Genomic DNA, 21878 nt, shown 5'->3' with positions numbered 1-21878 from the left:
GCGCGGGTCTCACGGGTAGCGGTCCACCACCTGGATGACGCCGGTGTTGTCCTGCACCACGGAGAAGCCCTTCATGGGGCTGGGATACGCGATGAGTCCTTCGCCGTCCCGGTCCCAGCGCGTGTCCAGCAGCACGCCGCAGAAGGGCACGGACGTGGCGCCGCTCTCCGGGGTGAAGATTCGGTCATACCGGCCGAACACGCGGTGCTTCGTCACGTAGAGCCGCCCGCCGATGCGCGCTCCCGGCAGCTTCGCCTCCCCTTCCGCCTGCGGCAGCGCGATGACGAAGCTATAGTTGTACCGGGCCGGACCCGGGTGGTCCTGGATGCTGTCCACGATGACGGGGATGCGGTCCCCCACCTTCAGCCCCAGCCGCTCCATCTGGAGCTGCGCGCCGCGAGGACAGGTGCCCTCCGGCGGCATCCACGCGGGACGCGGCGCCTTCTCGGCCGTGTCCGGTCCGTGTTGACACGCGAGCGCAAGCCATCCCAACAGACCCAGGCCCCAGGCCACTCCACGGCGCGCACGGTGGGTTCGCATGGGCAAGGGCCTCCGGTCAGAACGTCCCGATGCTGAAGTGGAACTGCGTGGGTGCCTCATTGAGCGCTTCGTCGCGGTCCAGGTTGAAGCCCACGTCGAAGGCCAGCGGGCCCACGGGCGTCACGTAGCGCAGGCCCACGCCCGCCGCGTAGCGCAGCACGCCCGGGTCGAACAGCGTGCGGTCCTGCCACAGGTTGCCCGCCTCGAAGAAGAGCCCCAGGTCCACCGCCGCGATGGCCGGCACGCGCAGCTCCGCCTTGGCCAACGTGAAGAGCTCGCCGCCCTGGCTCGCGGGCACCTGTCCGGCGAGCACGGCCTTCAGGTCGTCCGGGCAGCCCGCGGGGGAAATCACGGCGCGGCACGCGGCCAGCCGCTGGTGCAGCACCTCGCGCACGTCCTGCGGCAGCACGCCGTCTTCGCGGAAGCCCCGGAGGCTGGAGGAGCCGCCCAGGTAGAACAGCTTGGACCCGATGTTCTGCGCCCCCTGCGTCAGCGGCACGATGGTGCCCGCGCGCGCGCTCACCGCCACGCTCGCGCGGCGACCCAGCGGCGCGTACGCGCTCACGCTGCCGGACAGCTTCACGCCGTCGATGGGGAACTCCGGCACGCGGTTGCCCGCGACGTCCGTGGGGTGGACGCTGATGCCGCGCATGAACTCCACGCTGCTGCTCAGCACCATGCCGCGCCGGGGGTTCGCCGGGTCGTCGCGGAAGTCCAACGTCATCGACGGGCGCAGCGAGTGCAGCGCGAAGTCGCCGTACGGGTAGCGCAGGCGCTCCTGGTCCGCGCGGTTGATGAGCTCCAGCACGCCTCCGCGCGAGCGCAGCCGGTTGTTCTCCAGTTCGTACTGGAGCGACACGTTCACCCACGACGCCAGCGCCCAGTCCGCGCCCAGCACCGCCGCGAACCGCGTGGACAGGTACGACGGCCGGTGCACGCGCTCGCCAATCAGGTCCAACCGCGCGCCAATCTCCTGCGGCGCCAGGAAGGACAGCCGGGGCTGGGACAGCGCCAGGTTGCCGCGCCCGCCCAGGCCGCTGAAGCCATCCAGGTCGGAGGTACACGCCTCGCCGGACAACTCTCCCGTGGAGCACCCGGCCGGACGCCGCGAGGACGACAGCGCCTCCGCGCTCGCGCCCGCGTAGTTCACCTTGCCGCGCGCCAGGAGATTCAGCCCCCGGCCGTCCAGGTTGCGCCACGCCGTGTCCAACGTGATGCGCGGACCGTCCACCAGGAAGTAGCCGCCGGACACCTCGCCGTCGATGCGAGGGCGCTCCTGCACCGTCACCAGCACGTCCTTGGAGGCCTCGCGGCGGTTGGGGTCCGCCAGCGACACCTCCGCCTGGCGGAACAGCCCCAGCCGCGACAGCCGGCGCTGCGCCTCCGCCAAGGCCTCCACCGACAGCGGAGAACCAGGCTTCAGGTCCAGCTGCGCCAGCACCACGTCCGGATCCGAGCGCGTCAGCCCCTGGAGCAGCACCTGCCCCACGCGCACGCGAGGCCCCGCGTCCGTGCGGTAGGTCACCTGCGCGGAGGTGCCGTTCTCCTCCACCGACACGGAGTTGGTCACGTGCGCGAAGAGGTAGCCCTCGCGGCCCAGTCCCCGCTCCAGCGCGGCCTGCGCCTGGTCCACCTTCTCGAAGCTCAGCGGCGTCCCCACGGGCAGGAGCAGGTTCACCCAGACGGGATCCACCTCCAGCGGGATGCCCAGGAAGATGGGCGCGCGGATCAACGCCTGGGGCCCCTCCTCCACGTCGAAGTCCGCGTCCGCCGTATGATGGACCCGGTCCAGCGTGAGGCCCCGGAAGGTCACCTGCGCGGACGCGAAGCCCTGCTCGCGGTAGGCCGTCGTCATCGCGTCCGCGGCCTCCAGCCACGCGTCCTCCACGTAGACCGTGGACGGGTCGGGCGGAGACATCACGCTCGTGTCGTTGCGGCGATCGCGGCCCTCCGTCTCCAGCGGGTCCTCGCGCATGGGCAGGTCCAGCTCCGGCCACGTCTCCAGCGCCGCCACCTGGTTGGTGAGCATGGAGCGAAGCACGTCGGAGGACAGCGCCGCGTTGCCATGGAAGCGCACGTCCGTCACGCGCAGCGGAGCGCCCTCCTCCACCTGGAAGCCCAGCACCGCCGCCTCGCCGTCCGGCCGGATGACCTCCAGCGACCGCACGCGCGCGTCGTGGAAGCCGCGCCGCCGGTAGAACGCCTCCAGCCGCCGCGCGAGCCGCGCCGCCACGGTCTCGTCCATCGCCTCCTCGCCGTCGTAGGCCACCACGCGCGCCAGCAGCGAGTCCGGGAAGCGGCGGTTGCCCGTGAAGCGCAGGTGGAACGCGGGCCCCGCGGACACCGGCACCGCCACGGACGCCTCGCTGTCCTCCACGACGACGGTGGGCGTGCCCACCCAGGCCCGCCAGTGCTGGCCTTCGCGCAGGAGCACGCGAAGCCGCTCCAGACCACCGTCCAGCTTCGCCCGGTCGAAGACCTCGCCAGGCTTCATCCCCAGCGCCTCCACCAGGCGCGGCAGCGGTAGCGCGGGGCTGCCGGAGAAGGTCACCTGGCGCACGCGGGTGGGCTTGCCCTCCACCACCACCAGCGTCACCGCCACGCCGCCTGCGGGCACCGGCCGCTCTTCCACCTGGATGTCGACGGCGTCGTAGCCCTTGCGCTGGTAGGCCTCGCGCACGGCGTCCGCCGCGGTGTCCAGCTCCTCTGGATCCAACGGCCCGCCCTGGAGCAGCCCGCTCGCCTCCAGGAGTTCCCCGGACGTGAGGACCTGGTTGCCCCGCACCGCCACGTGCGACAGCAGCGGCAGCGGAGTGAGCTTGAACACCAGCCGCACACCCCCCGGTACCTCCTGCGTGAACGCCACCACGTCCGCGAAGCGACCCGTGGCGAACAGCTGCTCCACCGACTTGCGCACCGCGCCCGGCGTCAGCGCCTGTCCCTTGCGCAGGGTGACGAGACCCGAAAGCCCGTCCGGGGCCATGCCCTCCGGCAGGTGCAGCTCCACGGCCACCACATCCGGAGCGTCATCGTCGTGGCCCACGGGCGCGGCAAAGGCCGGCAGCGCGCACACGAGGAGCACCACCGCGGCCAGCGCGGCTACTCGACCTCCCAGCCCAGCTTCAGCTCGAGCCCGAGGTTTCCGAACGACGCCTGGCTGTTCTCGTTGTCCCACTGGGCCTGTGCGGAAAGACGGTCGTCGAAGCGGTACTCAGCGCGTGCCCGGGTACCTCGCCCACTCACTGGCTGGGTCATCCCGATTTTAAGCTGCTCGGACAGGAACTTCGACTCCAGTTGTGCGGTCGGCTCCGCTTGCCGGGTGGCGTCGTTGTAGGTGGTGGAGATCTGCAGGGACAAGTCCCTGAGAACGGGGTTGCTGGGCAGGAACCGGCGCACCTGCCGGTCCAGTCCTGACACGTTGAAGAGGGCCTCCGCCGCCAGACCGTAGCTTGCCGACGCGGCCGTGTCCTTGTCCGCGCTCGTCACACCCAGTGTCAACAGCGACAGGATGTCACCCTCCGTGAGCACCGGCTCCGAGGACAGCACGACAAGGGGGTTGGCCGGCCGGCCGAACGCATGCAGCTTCACCACGAACTCGCGCACCGCCGTCTGCGCCTGGACCTCGAACACCGGGTCGATGCCGGACGCGTCGCGGAACTCCAGCTGCCCCTGGTCGATGGTGAAGAGGTTGTTGCGGAAGAACGCCTGGCTGCCCTCGGCCGCCTCCACGCGGCCCAGGAGCCCCGGCTTCACGTCAGTGCCAGTGAGTCGCACGTCGCCCAACAGCCGAGCCTTCGCCAGGTTGTTGTCCACGCGCACGTCGCCGAAGTGCACGTTGACGTCCCAGGTGAAGAAGGGGTCCCTCGCGCGCTCGCCCCCGCCGCCCACGGCGAGGTTCGGCTTCTTCTGCATCATCTTGAGCAGCGCTTCGATGTCGAGCGGCTTCTGGTAGCGCAGCTTGATGATGTCCAGCCCACCCGTGACGGTGGGTCCCGTGGGCGGACCCACCACCTGCAGCAGGCCGGACACGGTGAGCGGCAGGTCCTCCGTCATCCGGTACGGCACGGCATCCAGTTGCAGCGTCAGCGCCAGCCGCTTGGGCACGAAGCGCTCCAGCCGGATGTCGCCGCGCGCGGACACCTGGCCTTCGTTGACCTGGGCCTGCAGGTGCTCCAGCAGCACGCGCTGGCCCGTCATCTCCAGGCGGCCGGACATGCCGCGCACGGTGAGCGGCAGGTCGCGCATGGACAGGCGCACGTCGGACAGCTCCGCGGTGCCCACCACCGATGGCGCGTCCATCGATCCGGTGGCCTCCGCGTCCACGCGCAGCTGGCCGCCCACGCGCTCCATGCCGGGCAACAGCGGCTCCAGGAGCCGCACGTCCATGCGCCCCTCGCGCAGGCTCATGTTGATGGCGCGCCGGCTCATCCAGCCGCCCAACGTGAAGTCCACCGACGCGCCACTGAAGCGGAAGGGCTGCACGTCCAGCCGGTTGTTGATGTACGTCAGCACGATGGGCCCCTGGTTGCGGCCGCGCAGGTCGCCCCGCGCGAGCGACAGCTCCCGCACGGTCGCCCCCACCGTGTAGGCCCCCGGCTGCAACAGCGGGCCCTGCAGCGTCACGCGCCCCGCGAGCATGCCGGTGACGCCCGCCAACGCCGGCACCTGCGGCAGCAGCGGCTTGATTTCAGGCAGCAGCAGGTCGACGGTGGAGTCGAAGAGGTAGGGCTCCTTCACCGTCATGTTCAGGTAGCCCTGCGCGTCGCGGAAGGGGCGGCCGGTGATGCGCAGCTGCTTGCCCTCCTGGCGCAGCGTTAGGTCCATGGCGCCCAGGTCGCGCGACGCGAAGGTGATGTGCGGGCCCTTCAGCGTGGCCTGGATGTCGGGCTTGTCCGCCGAGCCCGCCACGGTGCCCGCGAGCGCGAGCGTGCCCTGGATGCCCATCTCCTCCGCGGTCTCCTGCCCCACGGCCTCCGCGAGCGACAGGTTCTCTCCGCCGAAGCGGTAGTCCAGCGCGCCCGCGGTGAAGCCGAAGGAGCCCTCCACCCAGGTGCGCCCCAGCCGGCCGTCCAGCACGGTGCGCTCCAGCACCATCTCCTTGCCGTCCACGAAGCGCAGCCGCGCGGAGCCCGCGCCCAGCCTGCGGCCCAGGTACGTGGTGTCGCGCAGGTCGAAGGCCACCAGCCCCTCCAGCTTCTCCAGGGGACTGTCGATTTCGACGCGCCCGGAAGCCGCGCCCGCGAACTGGCCCTGCACCACGGCGATGGACGGGCTCAGGCCCGCCACCAGGTCCACCAGGTCCTCGGTGCGGCCCTGCGGCACCGTCACGTCCAGGCGCAGGTGCAGCAGGCGCGCGAAGGTGAGCTTCGCGTTGCCGAAGTACTGCGTGCGCCCCTTCTGGCCGGTGAGCGACGGGAAGGACAGCAGGCCCTTCGAGTACGACAGCTTCGCCTGCGTCACGCCCAGGCCGAAGCCCCAGAAGGTGAAGTCGCGCAGGGACAGGCTCGCGTCCACCTTCACGTCCGAGTACGGCCCCACGATGGAGTAGTTCGCGGAGCCCTTCCCGGACCACGGCAGCTCCGCGATGTGGCCGAAGTCCGACAGCTCCAGTTCGCCGTTGCCCTGGATGTCCAGGCCGCGCGCGGAGTCGAAGTAGAGCGTCACGTCGCCGTGCACGCGCGAGCGGCCGGACTCCACTGTGAGGCGGCTGAAGGACACACGGTCCCCCGTCAGCTTCACGGCCGTCTGCGCGCGGCCGCGCTCGAAGGTGAGCAGCGTCTTGCCCGCGCTGACCGGCGCGTCGAACGCGCGCGTGGCCAGCACGAAGCGGCCGCTGCGCAAATCCAACGGCCCGGACAGCGACGGCCGGGGCAGCAGCGTCCCGGTAAGGTGCGCGTTCGCCGTCGCGGGGAAGTCCACCCAGGAGCCCGCCACGCCCGCGCGCTCCAGGATGCGCCCGAAGGACGCGTCCTCCGTCTGGAGCGTCACGTCCACGGGCAGCTCCGGCGTGAGCTTCAACGCGCCCGACAGCTTCACCTTGCCGGAGCCCAGCGGGGCCTCCAGCGACTCCACCCGCACGCGGTCCCCCGCGTACGACAGGCGCGCGTTGAGGCTCACCGGGCCGTACTGCTCATAGGCCAGGTTGCTCGCGGACAGGTCCGCGCCCACCGCGAGCGCGGAAGGCTTCCCGGTGACGGACAGGCGCGTCCACAGGTGCCCGGTGGCCGGACGCGGCAACAGCTTCGCTTGCGACAGCGTGCGCAGCGGCAGGAACACCTGCGCGTCCAGCGCGAGCACCGGATGACACAGCGTCTCCACGCGGCCGGACACCGTGGCGGTGATGTCGTCGAGCGTCACCTCCGCGCGCTCCACGTCCAGCAGCCCTTCATCCGGATCCAACGCGCCGGTGAAGCCCAGCTGCCCCAGCGTCAGCTCGCCGCCGCCCGCGCCCAGGCGCACCAGGCCCCGCCGCGCGCCCACCTCCAGCTCCATCACGCCCCAGTGCTCCACCCACCCCACGTCCAGGTTCTCCACCTCCACGCCCCGCCCGTCCGGCAGCGCGAGGCGCACCTCCGCACCGGTGATGTCCACGCGCCCCACGCCCACGCGGGTCAGCGGCGTGAGCGGGCACGTGCCGTCGGAGGAAGGCGGGGCCGAGGAGGGCCGGGACAAATCCAGCGCCACTCGCGGATGGCGCACGCGCACATGGCCCAGCATGAAGCGGCGGGACAGCGGAGACAGGAAGCCCAGCCCCACCTCCGCCTCGTCCGCGGCGAACAGCGGCGTGTCGCTGCCCGGCGCGAACACCGACACGCCGTGCAGCACCACGCGCGAGCCCAGCGGATCCAACTCGCACCGGCCGATGCCGATGCCCACGCCCAGCAGGTCCGGCAGCTGCCTGCGCGCCAGGGTGCAGGCGGCGTCCCAGGTGAACGGCTGACGCAATAGCAGGATGCTCCCCGACACCACGAGGAGCACCAACAAGAGCGCCTTGCGCGCTGCACTGTTGCGGCTGGGGAGGGACAAGCCGCTAGAGCTTACCGAGTCCCTCGAGGTAGCGGTCGATCTCCGCCAGGTCGATTTTGGTGTTCGCCGTCCGGGGCAGCGAGGTGGCGGGCGCGCTCGCCCGCTCGCTTGCCTGGGAAGCAGCCGAGCCACCCTGGAGCCCCAGGTTGTTGCCGATGCGGTGCACCAGCTCCGCGCTGATGGTCTCCGAGCGCGCGAGGAACGCCTCGAAGAGGGCGTTGTCGCACAAGGTGTTGATGACGCGCGGGGTGCCGCCAGAGTGCTCGTGCACGGCGAGCAGCGCCTCCGGCGTGAAGGGCATGCGCGGGCAGCCGGCGAGCCGCAGCCGGTGCTTCACGTACGCCTCCGTGGACTCCGCCGTGAAGGGCTCCAGCTTGTAGCGGAGCGCCACGCGCTGGGCGAGCGGCGGGTCCAGCTTCAGGTTCTTCTCAATCTCCGGCAGGCCGAAGAAGACGAAGGAGATGAGCTTGCGCTCCGGCACTTCCAGGTTGAGCAGCCCCCGGAACTCCTCCATGAGCTCGCGCGTCTCCAGCATCTGCGCCTCGTCGATGAGGACGACGGCCTTCTTGCCGGACTCATAGATTTGCAGCAGGCGCTGGTAGAGCTGCGACAGGAGCGCCAGCTTCTCCTGCGCGGGGTTCTCCACGCCCAACTGGAGCGCGATGCGGCGCAACAGCCACTGGGCAGTGATGCCCGAGTGGATGATGACGAGCAGCGCGGCCTCGTACTCGGACTCCGGAAGCGAGTCGAGCATGCGCCGGGCGAGCGTCGTCTTGCCCGCGCCGATGTCGCCAATGAGGATGGACAGGCCCTTCATGTAGCCCACGGCGTGCATCAGCCGCGTGAGGGCCTGCGAGTGCTGCGCGGAGTTGTAATAGAAGCGGCTCACCGGAGCGTTGGAGAACGGCTCCTGGGTGAGTTCGAAGAAATCGAGGTAGGTCGTCATCGCTCGCCGGGCCTCGTGGGGGGACGCGCTACACGTACCCTACTTTACGAGCCTTCGGCACGCCCGCGGCGGGAACCGGCGTCGCCGGGCCCTTTCCGGCGCGAGGCAGCGGGTCCTCCTCCGGTGCAGTCACGGCCGACAGCCGCGTCACCTGCGACCCCACGTCGCGATATTTCGCGTCCATGGCGGCCACCCGCTGGAAGTGGAAGAGCGCCTTGCCCTGCTCGTTGAGCGCGTCGTAGGCGCTCGCCAGCTCGAAGCCCAGCGCCTTGGCCACCTCGCCCGTCGCGAGCACGTTGGAAAGGCCTTCCTTGAACACCGCCACGGACTCTTCCGGCTTGCCGCGCAGCGTGTGCAGCATGCCAATCATCGTCAGGCAGTCCAGCTCGCGCGGGGTGCCCAGGCTGCCCTGGCGGGCCACTTCGAACTCGTGGACGGCGTCGTCCAGCAGGCCCATTTCCTTGTAGGCGATGCCCAGGTCGTAGTGCGTGTCCACGTCCTCGGGCTTCACCACCTTGGCCAGGCCCTTCTTGAACTCGGCGAAGACCTCGTCCACCGAGTACTGGAAGTCCTCTTCCGCCGGGGGCACCGCCGCCAGCGACTCACCGCCCAGGTCGTCCAGCTCGCCGGCCAGCTGCGCCGCCAGGTCGAACGCGTCGCCACCACCGGCGCCGTCGTCGAGCGACGCCTCCGTCACCGGCTGCACGGAAGGCACGTGCAGGGGCTCCGAGGGAGCGTCGTCCTCGGGGGCCGCGCCACCGCCGGCCTCCATCTCCTCCAGCCGAGCCATCAGCTCGCCGGCGCGCACGTGGCCGGGGAACGCGATGGCCACCGTCTCCAGGATTTCGCGCGCCTCTTCCAGCAGTCCCTGGTCGAGGAAGAACGACGCCTCGTCGCACTCCTCGGAGGCAGGCTCCTCCTCGGGCTCCGCTTCCGGCTCGGGCTCGGGTTCCGGCTCATCCGCCAGGGCCTCGGGCTCGGGCTCCGGCTCCGGCTCGTCCGCGAACGACTCGGCCTGAGGCTCGTCGTAGGACAGCCCCTCCAGCGACGGCAGCACCATGTGCGCGGCCGTGGGCTCGTCTTCGTACTCGTCGCCCAGCGACATGTCGCCCGTGTACGAGGGCTCTTCCGCCGGCGCCGCGAAGCTTTCGTCCAGGCCCGCGTCGTCCAGCGCGGACGCATCCAGGGGCGCGAGCCCCACGCGCGTGGGCGCGTCGTCGTCCTCGCCCAGCGACATGCCGGGTTCGACCAGGGCCTCGTCGTCGTCGCTGTCGCCCAGCGTCGGCAACTGGCGCGTGTTCGGCGCGGCCTCTTCCAGCAGCGCGCGCGACGGGGACAGGATGCGCGTGGGCGGCGCCTCTTCCTCGTCGCCCAGCGACATGCCGCCCGGCTCGTCCGCGAGCACCATGGGCTCGTCGCCCGCGTCCGCCGCGTACGCCAGCGCGTCGTCCTGGGCGACCAGCGGCTCGTCGTCGGAGGCATCCGGACCGCCCAGGCCCGGCTCGTCCGCGAGCACCAGCGAGTCCTCGTCGGACCCCATCACCAGGTCGTCCTGCGGCGGCAGGTCGTAGACGGTGTTCTCGGCGGAGCTGATGGGCTCGCCCATCACGGCTTCCTCGCCGCTCAACGTGGTCTCCGAGACCTCGTCGTCGACGATTTCGTCCGAGTCCGACCCGTGGCTCAGCGCCGCGAGCGCCAGCTCATCACCGCCGGGCTGCGCGAGCGCATCCTCCGGCGGCTCCGCGACGAGGATCTCGTCCTCGTTGGAGTCCACCAGGATGGCGTCCTCCTCCAGCGACTCCACGCCCGGCGTCGCCGCCGGCGCCACGAAGCCCCCTTCCGCGCGGAGCACGGACAGGAAGGCGGGCACCTCGGGATGCGCCGGGTTCTCCTGGAGGATGGTCGCCAGGTACGGCTGCGCGCGCTGCACGTCCGCGCGGCGCGTGCACAGGCGCAGCACGTTGAGCAGCTGCTCGGACGCCTGCGCGCCGTTATTGGCCGCCACGTAGATGTGGTACGCCTTTTCGTGCGCGTCCAGGTTCTCCGGATCCACGGAGAAGACCTTGCGCAGGTGCTCCAGCGCTTTGTCGTGGAGCCCGTACTTCACGTAGACGTCCGTCTCCGTCAGCAGCTTGGCCAGCTGCTCGCGACTCATCCCCGCGGGCGCGGGCGGCACCACGGCCGCGGGCGGCGCGGTGGGCGCGGGACGGGACGGGGGCGCCGCGGGGGCCGGCGCGCTCCACGCGGGCGCGGCCTCCTCCACGGGGTGATGCGCGGCGACGGGCTCGGGCTCGGGCTCCGGTTCGGCGACGGGCCCCCGGCGCGCGAGCAGATCCGGGTCCTGCGGATCCAGCAGTTCAATCTGCGTCCACACGCCGTCGGACTCAGCGGTGCGGCCGCGCTCCTGGTGGATCTTCGCGAGCTCCTTGTAGACGGACACCGTCTTGGAGATCTGGCCCAGCCCCTGGAACGCCTGGGCCAGCAGCGTGAGCGTCTCCACGTCGCGGCCATCCGCCTTGAAGCACACCTGGAGCTTGGCGAGCGCGCGCTTCTGGTCGCCGCGCTGCAGGTACGACGCGGCCAGCTCCTTCGCGAGCGGGAGGTTGTCCGGCTCCAGCGCGGAGAGGCGCTCCGCGACGCGAAGCCAGTCATCCGCGCGCGCGTTGCGCTTGAGGTACTCCGCGGCGCGCTTGAACTCCTGCGCCGCTTCCTTCGTCATGTTCTCGCGCGCGTACAGCTCCGCGAGCTTGATCTTCGACGCCACGTTCTCCGGGTCGAGATCCACCATCTTCTTCAGCGTGTCGAGGCTCGACTTGGTGTCGCCCGCCTTGTCGTAGTGGTTGGCGACGATCTGGAAGTACGCCATCGCCTCCGACATCAAGCCCAGCTGCTGGTGCAGCTCCGCCAGCTTGAGGTTCACCTCCAGCAGGTTCGGGTTGAGCTTGAGGACCTGCTTGTAGAGAGCGACGGCCTTGAGGAAGAAGCCGTCCGAGGAGTAGCTCTCCGCGACCTTGGTGAAGAAGTGCGCCGCCTGCGCGTTGTCGTTCTTCTTCTGGTACAGCTCCCCCATCTTCTGGAGGACCCGGATGTCCTTCGGGTCGACCTCCAGGACCTTCTGATACTCCTTGATGGCTTTGTCGTACGCGCCCTTCGCGACCAGCTTCGCGGCGGCTTCGATGATCTTGTTCTTGTCCATCGAGCGTGCGCTTCCGACAGGCAGAAACCCCGAGGAACTTCGCGGGTTTCAGTCCTTCTCTGGGGGGGAGCATCGGAGGCTAACGGAATCCTCCGATGCGGGTCAAGAAACAGCCTGCCCTCCCCCAGGGCTGGATCACCCGCCTGGACGCTCGCACGCCCGGCGGGTTTTCCACGCCTTCACGGCAAAGCGCTACGGAGTCTCTTCCACGGCCTTCTTGAGCCGGCGCGAACCCGTCTCGCTCGCCAGCAGGCGCTCCACGAAGCGGGTGTCGTAGTTGCCCTCCTGGAAGGACTCCTCCGCCAGTGCGGCCCGGTGGAACGGGATGTTGGTGCGGATGCCCTCCACGACGTACTCGGAGAGCGCGCGCTGCATGCGGCGGATGGCCGTCTCACGGTCCTCCGCGTGCACGATGAGCTTGGACAACAGGCTGTCGTAGTGCGGCAGCACCGTGTAGTTCTCGTACGCGGCGGAGTCCACGCGCACGCCGTAGCCACCCGGCACGCTGTAGCCCGTAATCTTGCCCGGCCACGGAGCGAAGGTGACAGGGTCCTCCGCGTTCACGCGGCATTCAATGGCGTGCCCGCGGATCTGCACGTCCTCCTGCTTGAAGCGCAGCGGGTGCCCGTAGGCCATGCGGATCTGCTCACGGACCAGGTCCACGCCCATGACCAGCTCCGTCACGGGGTGCTCCACCTGGATGCGCGTGTTCATCTCCATGAAGTAGAACTCGCCGCGCTCGTCGAGCAGGTACTCGATGGTGCCCACGTTGTTGTAGCGGATCTTCCGCATCGCGGCGACGGACACCTCGCCCATGCGCTGGCGCAGCTCCGGCGTGAGCGCGGGAGACGGGCTCTCCTCGATGAGCTTCTGGTGCCGCCGCTGCACGGAGCACTCACGCTCGTTGAGGTGGATGACGTTCCCGTGCTCGTCCGCGACGATTTGAATCTCGATGTGGCGCGGCTTCTCCACGTACCGCTCGATGTAGAGGTCGCCGTTGTTGAAGCTGGCCAGGGCCTCCGCCTGCGCGGTGGAGAACGCCTGCGCGAGCACACCCGGCTCGCGGACGATCTTCATGCCCTTGCCGCCGCCGCCCGCCGCCGCCTTCAGGATGACCGGGAAGCCAATCTCCTTCGCGAAGGCCTCCGCCTCGCGCGGATCCTTCACCACGCCGGGGCTGCCCGGGAGCAACGGCAGGCCGGCCTCGCGGGCCGCGCCGCGCGCGCGAACCTTGTTGCCCATCAGCCGCAGCATCTCCGGGCGCGGGCCAATGAAGCGGATCTTGCAGTTCTCGCAGACCTCCGCGAACTCGGCGTTCTCCGACAGGAAGCCGTAGCCCGGGTGGATGGCGTCCGCGCGGGTGATCTCCGCCGCGGAGAGCAGCTGCGGCACGTTGAGGTAGCTCTCCTTGGACGGAGGCGGCCCGATGCAGACGGCCTCGTCCGCGAAGCGCACGTGCAGCGCGTTGGCGTCAGCGGTGGAGTGCACCGCCACGGTGGCGATGCCCAGCTCACGGCATGCGCGGATGACCCGCAGGGCAATCTCCCCGCGGTTGGCGACCAGAACCTTCTTGAACACGGCCGTGCTCCTTCGCGAGGGCCTGGGGCGCGTCCCGCCCGGAGAGGGCCGGACGCGCCTGACGGGTCAGCAGACTCAGGCCGGCTCGATGCGGAACAGCGCCTGGCCGAACTCCACCGGGCGACCGTTCTCCACAAGGACCTCGGCGATGCGGCCGGAGACCTCGGACTCGATTTCGTTCATCAACTTCATCGCTTCCACGATGCAGAGCACCTGGCCCTTGCGCACCACCGTGCCCACGTCCACGAACGGGGGCTGATCCGGCGCAGGGGTCCGGTAGAACGTCCCCACGAAGGGGCTGGTCACCTGGTGGCCCGGCTTCTCCGCGGGCTTCTCCGGCGCCGGTGCGGCGGCGGCGGGCGCGGCGGCGAGAGCCACACGGGGCGCGACCGGAGCGGCGTACTCCACCGGCGGCGACACCGTCACCCCGGGGCCCGAGGGCGCCGTGTGGTGGACGATGGTCGTCTCCGGCGCGTGACCGCGGCGGATGTAGAGCTTCTCCGGTCCCTTCGTCCACACCAGACGGGTGACGTCGGAGGCCTCCAGGATTTCGACGATCTGGCGGAGGGCCTCCACGTCCAGCGACGTGTTGCCCGCATCCCGCCCGGAGGCCGCGCCCGAGGACTCGGCCGGCCGGGTTGCCTTGCGCTTCGTTGCCATTCGGACCCCTCCCGGGTCGCCAGGTGAAGGGAAGCTGCTCTCAGCCGCCGGTGGCCACGCGAGTGAGGTACTTGCCACCTTCACGCGTGTCGATCTTCAGCACGTCGCCCTCGTTGATGAACAGGGGCACGTTGACGGTGTAGCCGGTCTCCAGCGTGGCGGGCTTCATGGCGCCGGACACGGTGTCACCGCGCACGCCCGGGTCGCACTTGGTGACCTTGAGGTCCACGGAGTTCGGCAGGCCCACGTTGATGGCCTTGCCGTTCCAGAAGAGGATCTCGACGTCGAGGTTCTCCTTCAGGAAGTTGATCGACTCTCCGAGGCCTTCCTTGGTCAGGAAGGTCTGCTCGAAGGTCTTCTTCTCCATGAAGTGGTACTCGTCGCCCTGGACATACAGGAACTGCATGTCCTTGGACTCGATGTCCGGGGTCCCCACCTTGTCGCCGGACTTCAGCGTGGGCTCCAGGACACGGCCGTCCAGCAGGCTGCGGATCTTGGTGCGGGTGAAGGAGGAGCCCTTCCCAGGCTTGACGTGCTGGAAGTACTCGATGACGTACGGCTTGTCCTCCCACAAGATCTTCAAACCATTGCGGAATTCAGACGTATCGACAAACCCGGCCATGGGACCGACTCCTGGGACGAACGTAAAGGCGAAAGTCCGGGGTGTCTAGCCCATGCCCTGGTTCCTGCAAAGAGGAAAGCGGAGGCACGCTGCGTCGCCGGGCAGGGTCGACAAGCCCCTGCCCGAGCGGACGTGCGCAGCTACAACTCCGCCTTCACCTGCGGCGCGGTGACGCGCAAGACATAGCGCCCCTTGCCGAAGTTCCCGTCCGCGCGCAGGGCCAACACCAGGAAGTATTCCGGCGTCAGCATGCGCATCACGGTGAGGACCTTCTCGCTGTTGACGGACACCTCGGTGACGGTGCCCGTCTTCAGGGATTCGGCCGCGTTCTTCAACTGCGTGAGCAGGTTGGCGTACTCCACCCAGGTGCCGGAGACGTCCAGCTCCGTGGCTTCGTCCCTCTGGAACGTCTCCACGGAGATGCCGTCGAAGCCCATCACGCTGCACGCGAGGGCTCCGTCCACCTGGTTCACCACCGCTTCAAGGTGCGTGCGGAAGGCCATCTAGCCCCCGACGATCGGGGCCGCGGGCCCGGGCTGGCACGAGGGAGCTTGACCATCCTGGCCGGCACCCGAACCACAAGGGCCCTCCGGGACCTCGGGGTCCTCACCCGTCGCGCAGGTCCGAAGCGAGCCGGCCCCATTGGCGACGTCGATGCCGAAGATGATCTCGTTCGACTCGAACTTCTTGCCGCCCGACGCGAACTTGCCCGTGAACTGCGCGGTGACCCGCACCGTGGCCGTCGCGGTCCCGGACAGGGCGGTCCGCAAGGCCGACGCGGCTTCCGCGGTCATCAGGTTGACGACAAACCGGTTCGTGTCCGACGCGGGATTGATGGTCGCCGTGTAGGGAACCTCGCCGTCGGGGATGCGGATGCTCGGCGTCGAGGCGTAGGACAGCTTCAGCGTGTCCACGAAGGCGGTGGCGGAACCACCGGAGGAGGAATCCGGCTCCAACGGAACGCCGTTCACGTCGATGGGCGTGCTCGAGTAGTTCGACTTGACGACGAGCCCCAGCAGGTACCCGTTCCGGTAGGCCAGGTTGAGCGAACCATTCGCGATGCCGGTATCGTTGACGCCGAAGGAGCAGGACTCGTCCGGCTGGATGGTCTGGAGGATCTGGACGACGGGGGTGCTTTCGGAGCACGAGCAGAGCCCGAGCGACAGGGCCGCCGCGATGAGGAAGGGCTTCATTGGAATGTCTCTCCCAATCAGGGTGCGAGGCCGTTAGAGGCTCTGCGCGATGGTCTGCCGGTTGAGGATGCGGGGCGTGATGAAGATGAGCAGTTCCTGCCGCTCGTCCGTCTCCAGGGTGCTCCGGAAGAAGAAGCCGAGCACGGGAATCTTCGACAGGAAGGGCACCGATTCAGCCGAGGTGCTGCCGCGGCGCACGTAGATGCCGCCGATGACCGTCGTGTCGCCATCCTTCACGAGGACCTGGGTGTTGGCCTCCTTGCGCTGGATGGACGGCTGGCCGTTCGCACCGGTGTTGGACGGGTCCGGCTGGTTGTTCTGCGCCTGGATGGACATGAGGATGCTGCCGTCCTGGGTGATGTGCGGCGTGACTTCCAGCGACAGGCGCGCTTCCACGAAGGTCGTATTCACGCCGCCGGCCGACGTCTGGCTGAACGGGATGGACAGACCCTGGCTGATGCGGGCCGTGTTGTTGTCCAGCGTGGTGACCTTGGGCGACGAGATGGTCTTCACCGTGCCCTCGGACTCCGCCGCGGACAGGCGCAGGTTGAGTTGCACGGCGCCGCCCGCGGAGCCGAAGGCGAAGCCCATGGCGCCACCGACGCCCGCACCCACCGCCGCCGGCAGGTTCACCGCGAAGTTCGGCTGGGCCGGAACGCCCGGCGCAGTGCCACCCGCGCCGCCCGTGACACCAACGGTGCTGGGGAAGATGAGGCCGGTCGGGTTGCCGGACGCGGCCGACAGACGCGTCTGACCGCCCCACTGCACGCCCAGGTTGCGGCTGAAGTTGGTGCTCGCCTCCACGATGCGGCTCTCGATGAGGACCTGCGGCGTCTGGGTGTCCAGGCTGCGCACCAGGGCGCGCGCCTTCTCCGTGTTGGAGCGGATGTCCTTGATGATGAGCACGTTGGTGCGCACATCCACCGTCACCGTGCCGCGGTCGCTGAGCACGTCCTTCACGCGCGACGACATGTCGTTGGCCACCGCGTAGTTCACCGGCACCAGGCTGACCAGCAGGTCCTCCTGCTGCTGCAGCGACTTCTTGCGCTCCTGGCGCAGCCGCGCCTCTTCTTCCAGGGTCTTCAGCGGCGCGATGCGGATGATGTTGCCCACCTGCTCCTGGCCCAGCTGCTTGGTGCGCAGGATGAGGTCCAGCGCCTGGTCCCAGGGCACGTTGCGCAGGCGGATGGTCACGCGGCCGCCCACGTCGTCAGCCACGACGATGTTGCGCTTGGAGATCTCCGCGATGACGCGCAGCAGGTTCTGGATGTCGATGTCCTTGAACTCGAAGGACACGCGCTTGCCGCGGTAGCGCGCCTGCTGGGGCGCGCCCTCCGCCGCGTACGCCGGGGCCTCCGCCGTGAAGCCGGCGGTGCGCTGGGTGACGGCCACCTCTTCCGTCTTCACGCCCTGCACGTCCAGCCGCCAGCTCAGGCTGTTGGCGCCCTGGGTGACGTTCTCCTCGATGGCGCCGTCCGCGGCGACCACCAGGCGCACCTTGCGGCCCTCACCCGGCACGCTGAAGGCGCTGATCATCTTCACCGGCGTGTCCAGCGCGCTGGTGTCCAGGCTGCGCTCCAGCTTCTTGGGCAGACGCGCGTTCTCCAGCGTCAGCACCGCGCTGCGCGGATCCGGCCGGTCCACCTTCCACGCCGTCGCGCCGGACAGCTTCAGCTGCACGCGGCCGCCCGAGGGGCTCTCGTCGAAGGACAGGTCCTTGACCTCCACCACCGCCGGCTGCGGCACGGCCTGCGCCACCGCGGGCTGCGGCTTCGCCGACTCCTGCACGGGCAGGGGCTGCGGACGCAGGGGCTCCGTCTCCGCCACCGCGTCGCGCGGCTGCGAGGGCTTGGACTTGCGGGCCACCGCGCTTCCCAGCACGACTTCCAGGCCACGCTCGGCGCGGTCCACGCGGTAGGCGGGCATGTCGCCCTTGGCCACGAGCACCAGGCGAACCTTGTCCTCGTGGGCGCCCACGCGCACGTCCTTGAGCAGGTTGCCCTTCACCTTGGGCGCCTTCGCGCTCAAGCCCACGCCGTACACGTCCACGGCCAGGCGCGGCGGGTCCACCAGCTCCAGGACCTCGAAGCGGGCGATCTCGCCGTCGGCGGCGACACGCAGCGACTCGCCTTCCAGGGACAGCCGGGTGATGCGCTGGGCCGGGTGGGCCACCTCGCGCTCATCCGCCTCCGTGGCGACGACGTTCTCACGGCCCGGCGCCTGGGACGGGGCGGCCTTGGAAGACGTCCCCTCCTCCGGCACCACCGCCACCATCGCCTCCACCACCGGCGCGGGCGCGGCCTTCACCGGCGCGGCGGCGACCGCCTGCGCGGGCTCGGCCTTCGGCGCGGGCTCGGCCGGCTTCGCTTCGGCCGGAGCCTGCGGAGCCTGGGCGGTCGCGGCGGCGGGGGCCACCGGCGAGCCGTCCACGGAGATGACCACGCGGTTGCCTTCCGCGCGGACGTCGTACTGGGAGGCCTGGTCGAGCGCCACCAGCACGCGGCCCACGCTGGCGCGCGCGTCGGAGAACTGGGCGGCCACCACTCCGGACACCGGACCGGTGCCGTCATGGTGCCCCTTGATACCGGTGGCATCCGCGGACGACAGGTCCACCACCAGCCGCTCCGGCCCACTGAGCCGGAAGACGGTGAAGGTGGGCGGCCGGGTCCCGGTCACCACGACCTGGGCACCGGCTCCCGTCCGGGACACCTGCAGGTCCCTCAGCGTATTGAGATCCGCGCCGTACACCTTGGCGCTTGCCAGGACGACCGCCCATGCGGTCGCCATGATCCACTTGCCCCTCGTCACAGCGCTCTGCTCGAGCATGCGTCCCCTCAACAAGTTGGATGCGGGCGACGACTGCCCGCGGGCGCGCCGTGGGGCGCTACTCCCAGTTCTTGCCCGTCATCAGGTTGTAGGCGGGGTCCTTCACACCATCCGCCTTGAGCTGGAGACTCACCGGATTGCTGATGAGCTCGCCCTTGGCGCCAGTGAAGACCTCGGTGACGGTGACCGAGTCCCGGAGAATTTGTGTGACCTTGCCGCCCTGGCGCCCCACGCGGGTGTTGCGCCGGACGATGTGACCGCGACCCAGGGGGTCCTCAACCATCGCCAGTGGGCTGGCATCCCCCGTGACGACCGCCACCAGCTTGAGCTGGTCGAGGTCGAACACGCACAGGGGTTCATTGCAGGCCCGCTCCGGTGCGTCACGCGCCACCGGCCCGAGCTCCTCCAGCGGACTGCGGAATGGATCCCGCTTGCCCACCGGACTGTAGGTGTAGACGAACATTGGCGCCGCCGACGCCTCGGTCTTCTCCGCCACTGGGGCCGGCGCGGGGGCGGCGGCCTTGGGGGGAGCAGGGGGTGAGGCCTTGGGCGTGTCCTCACAAGCGGACAGGGTCAGCGCCATCACCGCAACGGTCATCGTGGACTTGAACGTCTTCATCCGCGTCATCCCTTGTCGCCCTTGTTGCCGGGCGGATCAAGTTTCTAGTTGCTCTTCTTCTTGTCGGTGGTCTTCGCGCCCTTCGTGTCGACGAATCGGAACGTCGTCGCCAGGAAGGTGCTCTGGAGGACGACCTTCTCGTTCTTCAGGGTCGCGCCATCGAGCTTGATGTTGTTGACGTTCACGATGCGGCGCATGTTCGCCATCTCCTGCAGGAACATGGCGATCTCGTGGTAGTTGCCGCTCACCGTCATCCGGATGGGGATGCGCGCGAAGAACTCGTTGCCCTCGACGTACTCCTTGCCGGGCTCCACGCGGGCGATCTCCAGGCCGGACTTCTTGCCGATGTCGTTGATCTGCGCGAGCAGCTCTTCCATGTCGCGCCGCTCCGGCAGCTCCGTGAGGGCCTCCGCCAGCTTCTGCTCGAGCACGTCCATCTCACGGCGGCGCTCGTTGAGGTTCTGGGCGATCTCGCTCTTCTCCGCGAGTTCCTGGTCCAGCTTCCGGCGCTCCGTCGCGCGGCGGGCGATGTTCTCCTCCGTGGGCTGGATGAAGGAGAAGAAGTTGCCCACGGTCAAGACGACGACGATGGCCGCGAGCCCCCCGAACTTCGCCGCAGGGGGGGCCTTCGCGAGTTGATCCAGATACTTTTCCATGACAGGGGTCCTTCGCCGCCAATCAGATGGCGTAGTTGGCGGTGAGGGTGAGCTTGAAGTCGACGACCGTCGGCGCGTTGGCAACGGTGGGCTTGGTCTGCACGGCGTTGCTCAGTTCGACGTTGCCGAAGAAGGGCTTGATTTCATTCGCGGAGAACTCCTCCACGACGGCGGTCTCCGTGTTGAAGAGCTCCACGCGCGACGTCTTGCTGGCCGTACGGCCCTGATCCACCAGGCGCCCCATGCCCTTGGGCGTCCACACCATGCTGCCCAGGCCGCGCATCAGCTCCGCGACCTCGTCGTGGCTGACGGCCGAACCGTCGATGGTGACCTTGTTGGACACCTCCGAGAAGTTCTTGAGCCAGACCTTCTTGGGGATGGACGAGGAGAGCGCGTCCAGCATGCGCACCGGCCCGTTGCGGCCCTTGCGCAGCGTGTCCAGCACCGCGAGCTTCTTCTCCACTTCCGCCTTGCGGGCGTTGATGTTGGTCACCTCGCCGATGACCTTCTCCAGCTCCGCGATCTTCGCGCGCGTCTGGGTGATGCCCTGGTTGGCGCGCTGCAGTTCGCCGTCGCGGTCCGCGTACCAGAAGTAGTTACCCGCCACCGCGGCGATCAGGACCGCGGCGTAGAGGGCCAGGATCTGCTGGCCCATCTCCCGCTTCTTCACCGCCCGGACGGGCAGCAGGTTGATTCGGATCATCATGTTCGTGATTTCCTCGTGGCCAGAGCGGTATCAGCCCAGCTTGTCGCCCGGGCGCCGGAGCGCCAGTCCCACTGCCACCGCGGCCATGGGCGCCACGTCCATGATGAACGCGGGGTCGAACTTGCGGTTGTCCACTTCGATCTTCCGGAACGGGTTGAGGATCTCCACCGGCACGCCGGTACGCGCCTCGATGGTCTTGAACAGGGCGGGGATCTTCGCCGTGCCACCGGACAGGTAGACCTTGGTGAAGTTCGAGTCCGCGGCGGTGCCCGCGTAGAAGTCCAGCGAGCGCTGGATTTCACCGGCCACCTGCTCCGCCACGCTGGAGAGCACGCGCTCCACGTCCTGAGGGACGACGGCGTCCGCGTCCGCGCGGTTGCCGCCGATCTTCAGCGCCTCCGCCTCCTCGTAGGAAACGTTGAGCTGCTTCTGGATCTCTTCGGTGAACTGGTTGCCGCCGATGGTCACGTCACGGGTGAAGACGGTGACGCCGTTGGCGATGATGTTGATGTTCACCACGGAGGCGCCGGCGTTGATGAGGACGACGGTCTCCTTGTCCGGCAGCTCGTAGTTCGTGGAGAACATGTTCTGGACGGCGAACGCGTCCACGTCCACCACCACCGGAGCGAGGCCCGCCTCGGAGACCACGGTGGTGTAGTCGTTGATCATGTCCTTCTTCGCAGCGACGAGCAGCACGTCCATCTGGCCGGTGGCGTCGTTGCCGCCGCCGTCCAGGATCTGCGTGTCGATGTTCACGTCCTTCACGTCGAAGGGGATGTACTGCTCCGCCTCCCACTGGATGCTCTCCTCGAGCTCTTCCTGGCTCATGCGGGGCATCTGGATCTTCTTGATGATGACCGAGTGGCCGGACACGCCGATGGCGACGTCCTTGCCCTTGACCTTCAGCTCGGACATCAGCTCCTGGACGGCCTGGACGATGGCCGTGGAGTTCATCAACGCGCCGTCCACGATGGCCTCGGGAGGCAGCGGCTTCATTCCGAAGCTCTGGAGCGCGTAGCCGACTTCACCGCGCTTGCGCTGCTCCTTGAGCATGATCATCTTGATCGACGTCGACCCGATATCCAGCCCGAGTGCCAGTTTGCCCTTCGCCATGCGTAACTCCATCGGAGAGGGCGCCAGCGTAGCACCGGCTTGATACCCCTCCTAAAAAGTGCTTGGCGCCCGGCCGCCCTGCGGACGGGAGAGCGCCGTGAAAGCCCGCCACGACCGCGCGCCCCCCTGGCTCACCATCGCGGAGGCCCGATTTTCCGGCCCCGGCGGCGTTCCGTCAAATGGCGTCGGAGGATTCC

General features: G+C 69.1%; 15 protein-coding genes. All 15 read right to left on the bottom strand.

Features of this window, described 5'->3' with window-relative positions; genetic code table 11:
* Nucleotides 1–9: 9 nt before the first annotated feature.
* The 15 genes from D7Y04_RS22705 to pilM all read right to left on the bottom strand — a co-directional run bounded on the left by D7Y04_RS22705 (nucleotide 10) and on the right by pilM (nucleotide 21681).
* Nucleotides 10–540 carry a hypothetical protein gene (locus tag D7Y04_RS22705; RefSeq protein WP_121760683.1) on the bottom strand — a complete coding sequence of 177 codons (531 nt, stop codon included), beginning with the start codon at nucleotides 538–540 and terminating at the stop codon, nucleotides 10–12.
* A 16-nt stretch (nucleotides 541–556) separates the two neighbouring features.
* Nucleotides 557–3625: a POTRA domain-containing protein gene (locus D7Y04_RS22700; RefSeq protein WP_121760682.1), complete on the bottom strand. Its 3069-nt coding sequence runs from the start codon at nucleotides 3623–3625 to the stop codon at nucleotides 557–559.
* Nucleotides 3626–3639: 14 nt separating this feature from the next.
* The gene (locus tag D7Y04_RS22695) at nucleotides 3640–7566 is read right to left on the bottom strand and encodes a translocation/assembly module TamB domain-containing protein (RefSeq protein WP_121760681.1); all 3927 of its coding nucleotides are present in this window, start codon (nucleotides 7564–7566) and stop codon (nucleotides 3640–3642) included.
* Between the two features lie 4 nt (nucleotides 7567–7570).
* On the bottom strand, nucleotides 7571–8512 hold the full coding sequence (locus D7Y04_RS22690; RefSeq protein ID WP_014399053.1) for an ExeA family protein: 942 nt from the start codon (nucleotides 8510–8512) through the stop codon (nucleotides 7571–7573).
* Nucleotides 8513–8540: 28 nt separating this feature from the next.
* Entirely contained in the window at nucleotides 8541–11708 is a 3168-nt protein-coding gene (locus D7Y04_RS22685) for a tetratricopeptide repeat protein (protein WP_121760680.1), read from the bottom strand.
* Between the two features lie 192 nt (nucleotides 11709–11900).
* Entirely contained in the window at nucleotides 11901–13286 is a 1386-nt protein-coding gene (gene accC / locus D7Y04_RS22680) for an acetyl-CoA carboxylase biotin carboxylase subunit (protein WP_120597165.1), read from the bottom strand.
* A gap of 75 nt (nucleotides 13287–13361) precedes the next feature.
* The gene (gene accB / locus D7Y04_RS22675) at nucleotides 13362–13946 is read right to left on the bottom strand and encodes an acetyl-CoA carboxylase biotin carboxyl carrier protein (protein WP_121760679.1); all 585 of its coding nucleotides are present in this window, start codon (nucleotides 13944–13946) and stop codon (nucleotides 13362–13364) included.
* A gap of 40 nt (nucleotides 13947–13986) precedes the next feature.
* Nucleotides 13987–14568, bottom strand: coding sequence for an elongation factor P (efp, locus tag D7Y04_RS22670; RefSeq protein WP_120597163.1), 582 nt, complete (start codon nucleotides 14566–14568; stop codon nucleotides 13987–13989).
* 140 nt (nucleotides 14569–14708) lie between these two features.
* Nucleotides 14709–15071, bottom strand: a complete 363-nt coding sequence (locus D7Y04_RS22665; RefSeq protein WP_120597162.1) for a hypothetical protein — start codon at nucleotides 15069–15071, stop codon at nucleotides 14709–14711.
* Nucleotides 15072–15761, bottom strand: a complete 690-nt coding sequence (locus tag D7Y04_RS22660) for a hypothetical protein (protein ID WP_121760678.1) — start codon at nucleotides 15759–15761, stop codon at nucleotides 15072–15074. It abuts the gene before it with no gap.
* A 33-nt stretch (nucleotides 15762–15794) separates the two neighbouring features.
* Complete coding sequence (gene pilQ, locus D7Y04_RS22655; RefSeq protein WP_121760677.1) at nucleotides 15795–18587, bottom strand: type IV pilus secretin PilQ; 2793 nt, start codon at nucleotides 18585–18587, stop codon at nucleotides 15795–15797.
* Between the two features lie 58 nt (nucleotides 18588–18645).
* Nucleotides 18646–19206, bottom strand: a complete 561-nt coding sequence (locus tag D7Y04_RS22650) for a pilus assembly protein PilP (protein ID WP_199749715.1) — start codon at nucleotides 19204–19206, stop codon at nucleotides 18646–18648.
* Nucleotides 19207–19250: 44 nt separating this feature from the next.
* A complete protein-coding gene (locus D7Y04_RS22645; RefSeq protein ID WP_120597158.1) occupies nucleotides 19251–19862 on the bottom strand; it encodes a type 4a pilus biogenesis protein PilO in 612 nt (203 codons plus the stop codon).
* Nucleotides 19863–19884: 22 nt separating this feature from the next.
* Nucleotides 19885–20568: a PilN domain-containing protein gene (locus D7Y04_RS22640; RefSeq protein ID WP_120597157.1), complete on the bottom strand. Its 684-nt coding sequence runs from the start codon at nucleotides 20566–20568 to the stop codon at nucleotides 19885–19887.
* Between the two features lie 30 nt (nucleotides 20569–20598).
* The gene (gene pilM / locus D7Y04_RS22635; protein WP_014399064.1) at nucleotides 20599–21681 is read right to left on the bottom strand and encodes a type IV pilus assembly protein PilM; all 1083 of its coding nucleotides are present in this window, start codon (nucleotides 21679–21681) and stop codon (nucleotides 20599–20601) included.
* Nucleotides 21682–21878: the final 197 nt, after the last annotated feature.

Source organism: Corallococcus sp. AB038B, assembly GCF_003668955.1.
Taxonomy (GTDB): Bacteria; Myxococcota; Myxococcia; order Myxococcales; family Myxococcaceae; genus Corallococcus; species Corallococcus exiguus.
Note: the sequence above shows the minus strand (reverse complement) of the source record. Positions and strands in the feature narration are given on the sequence as shown.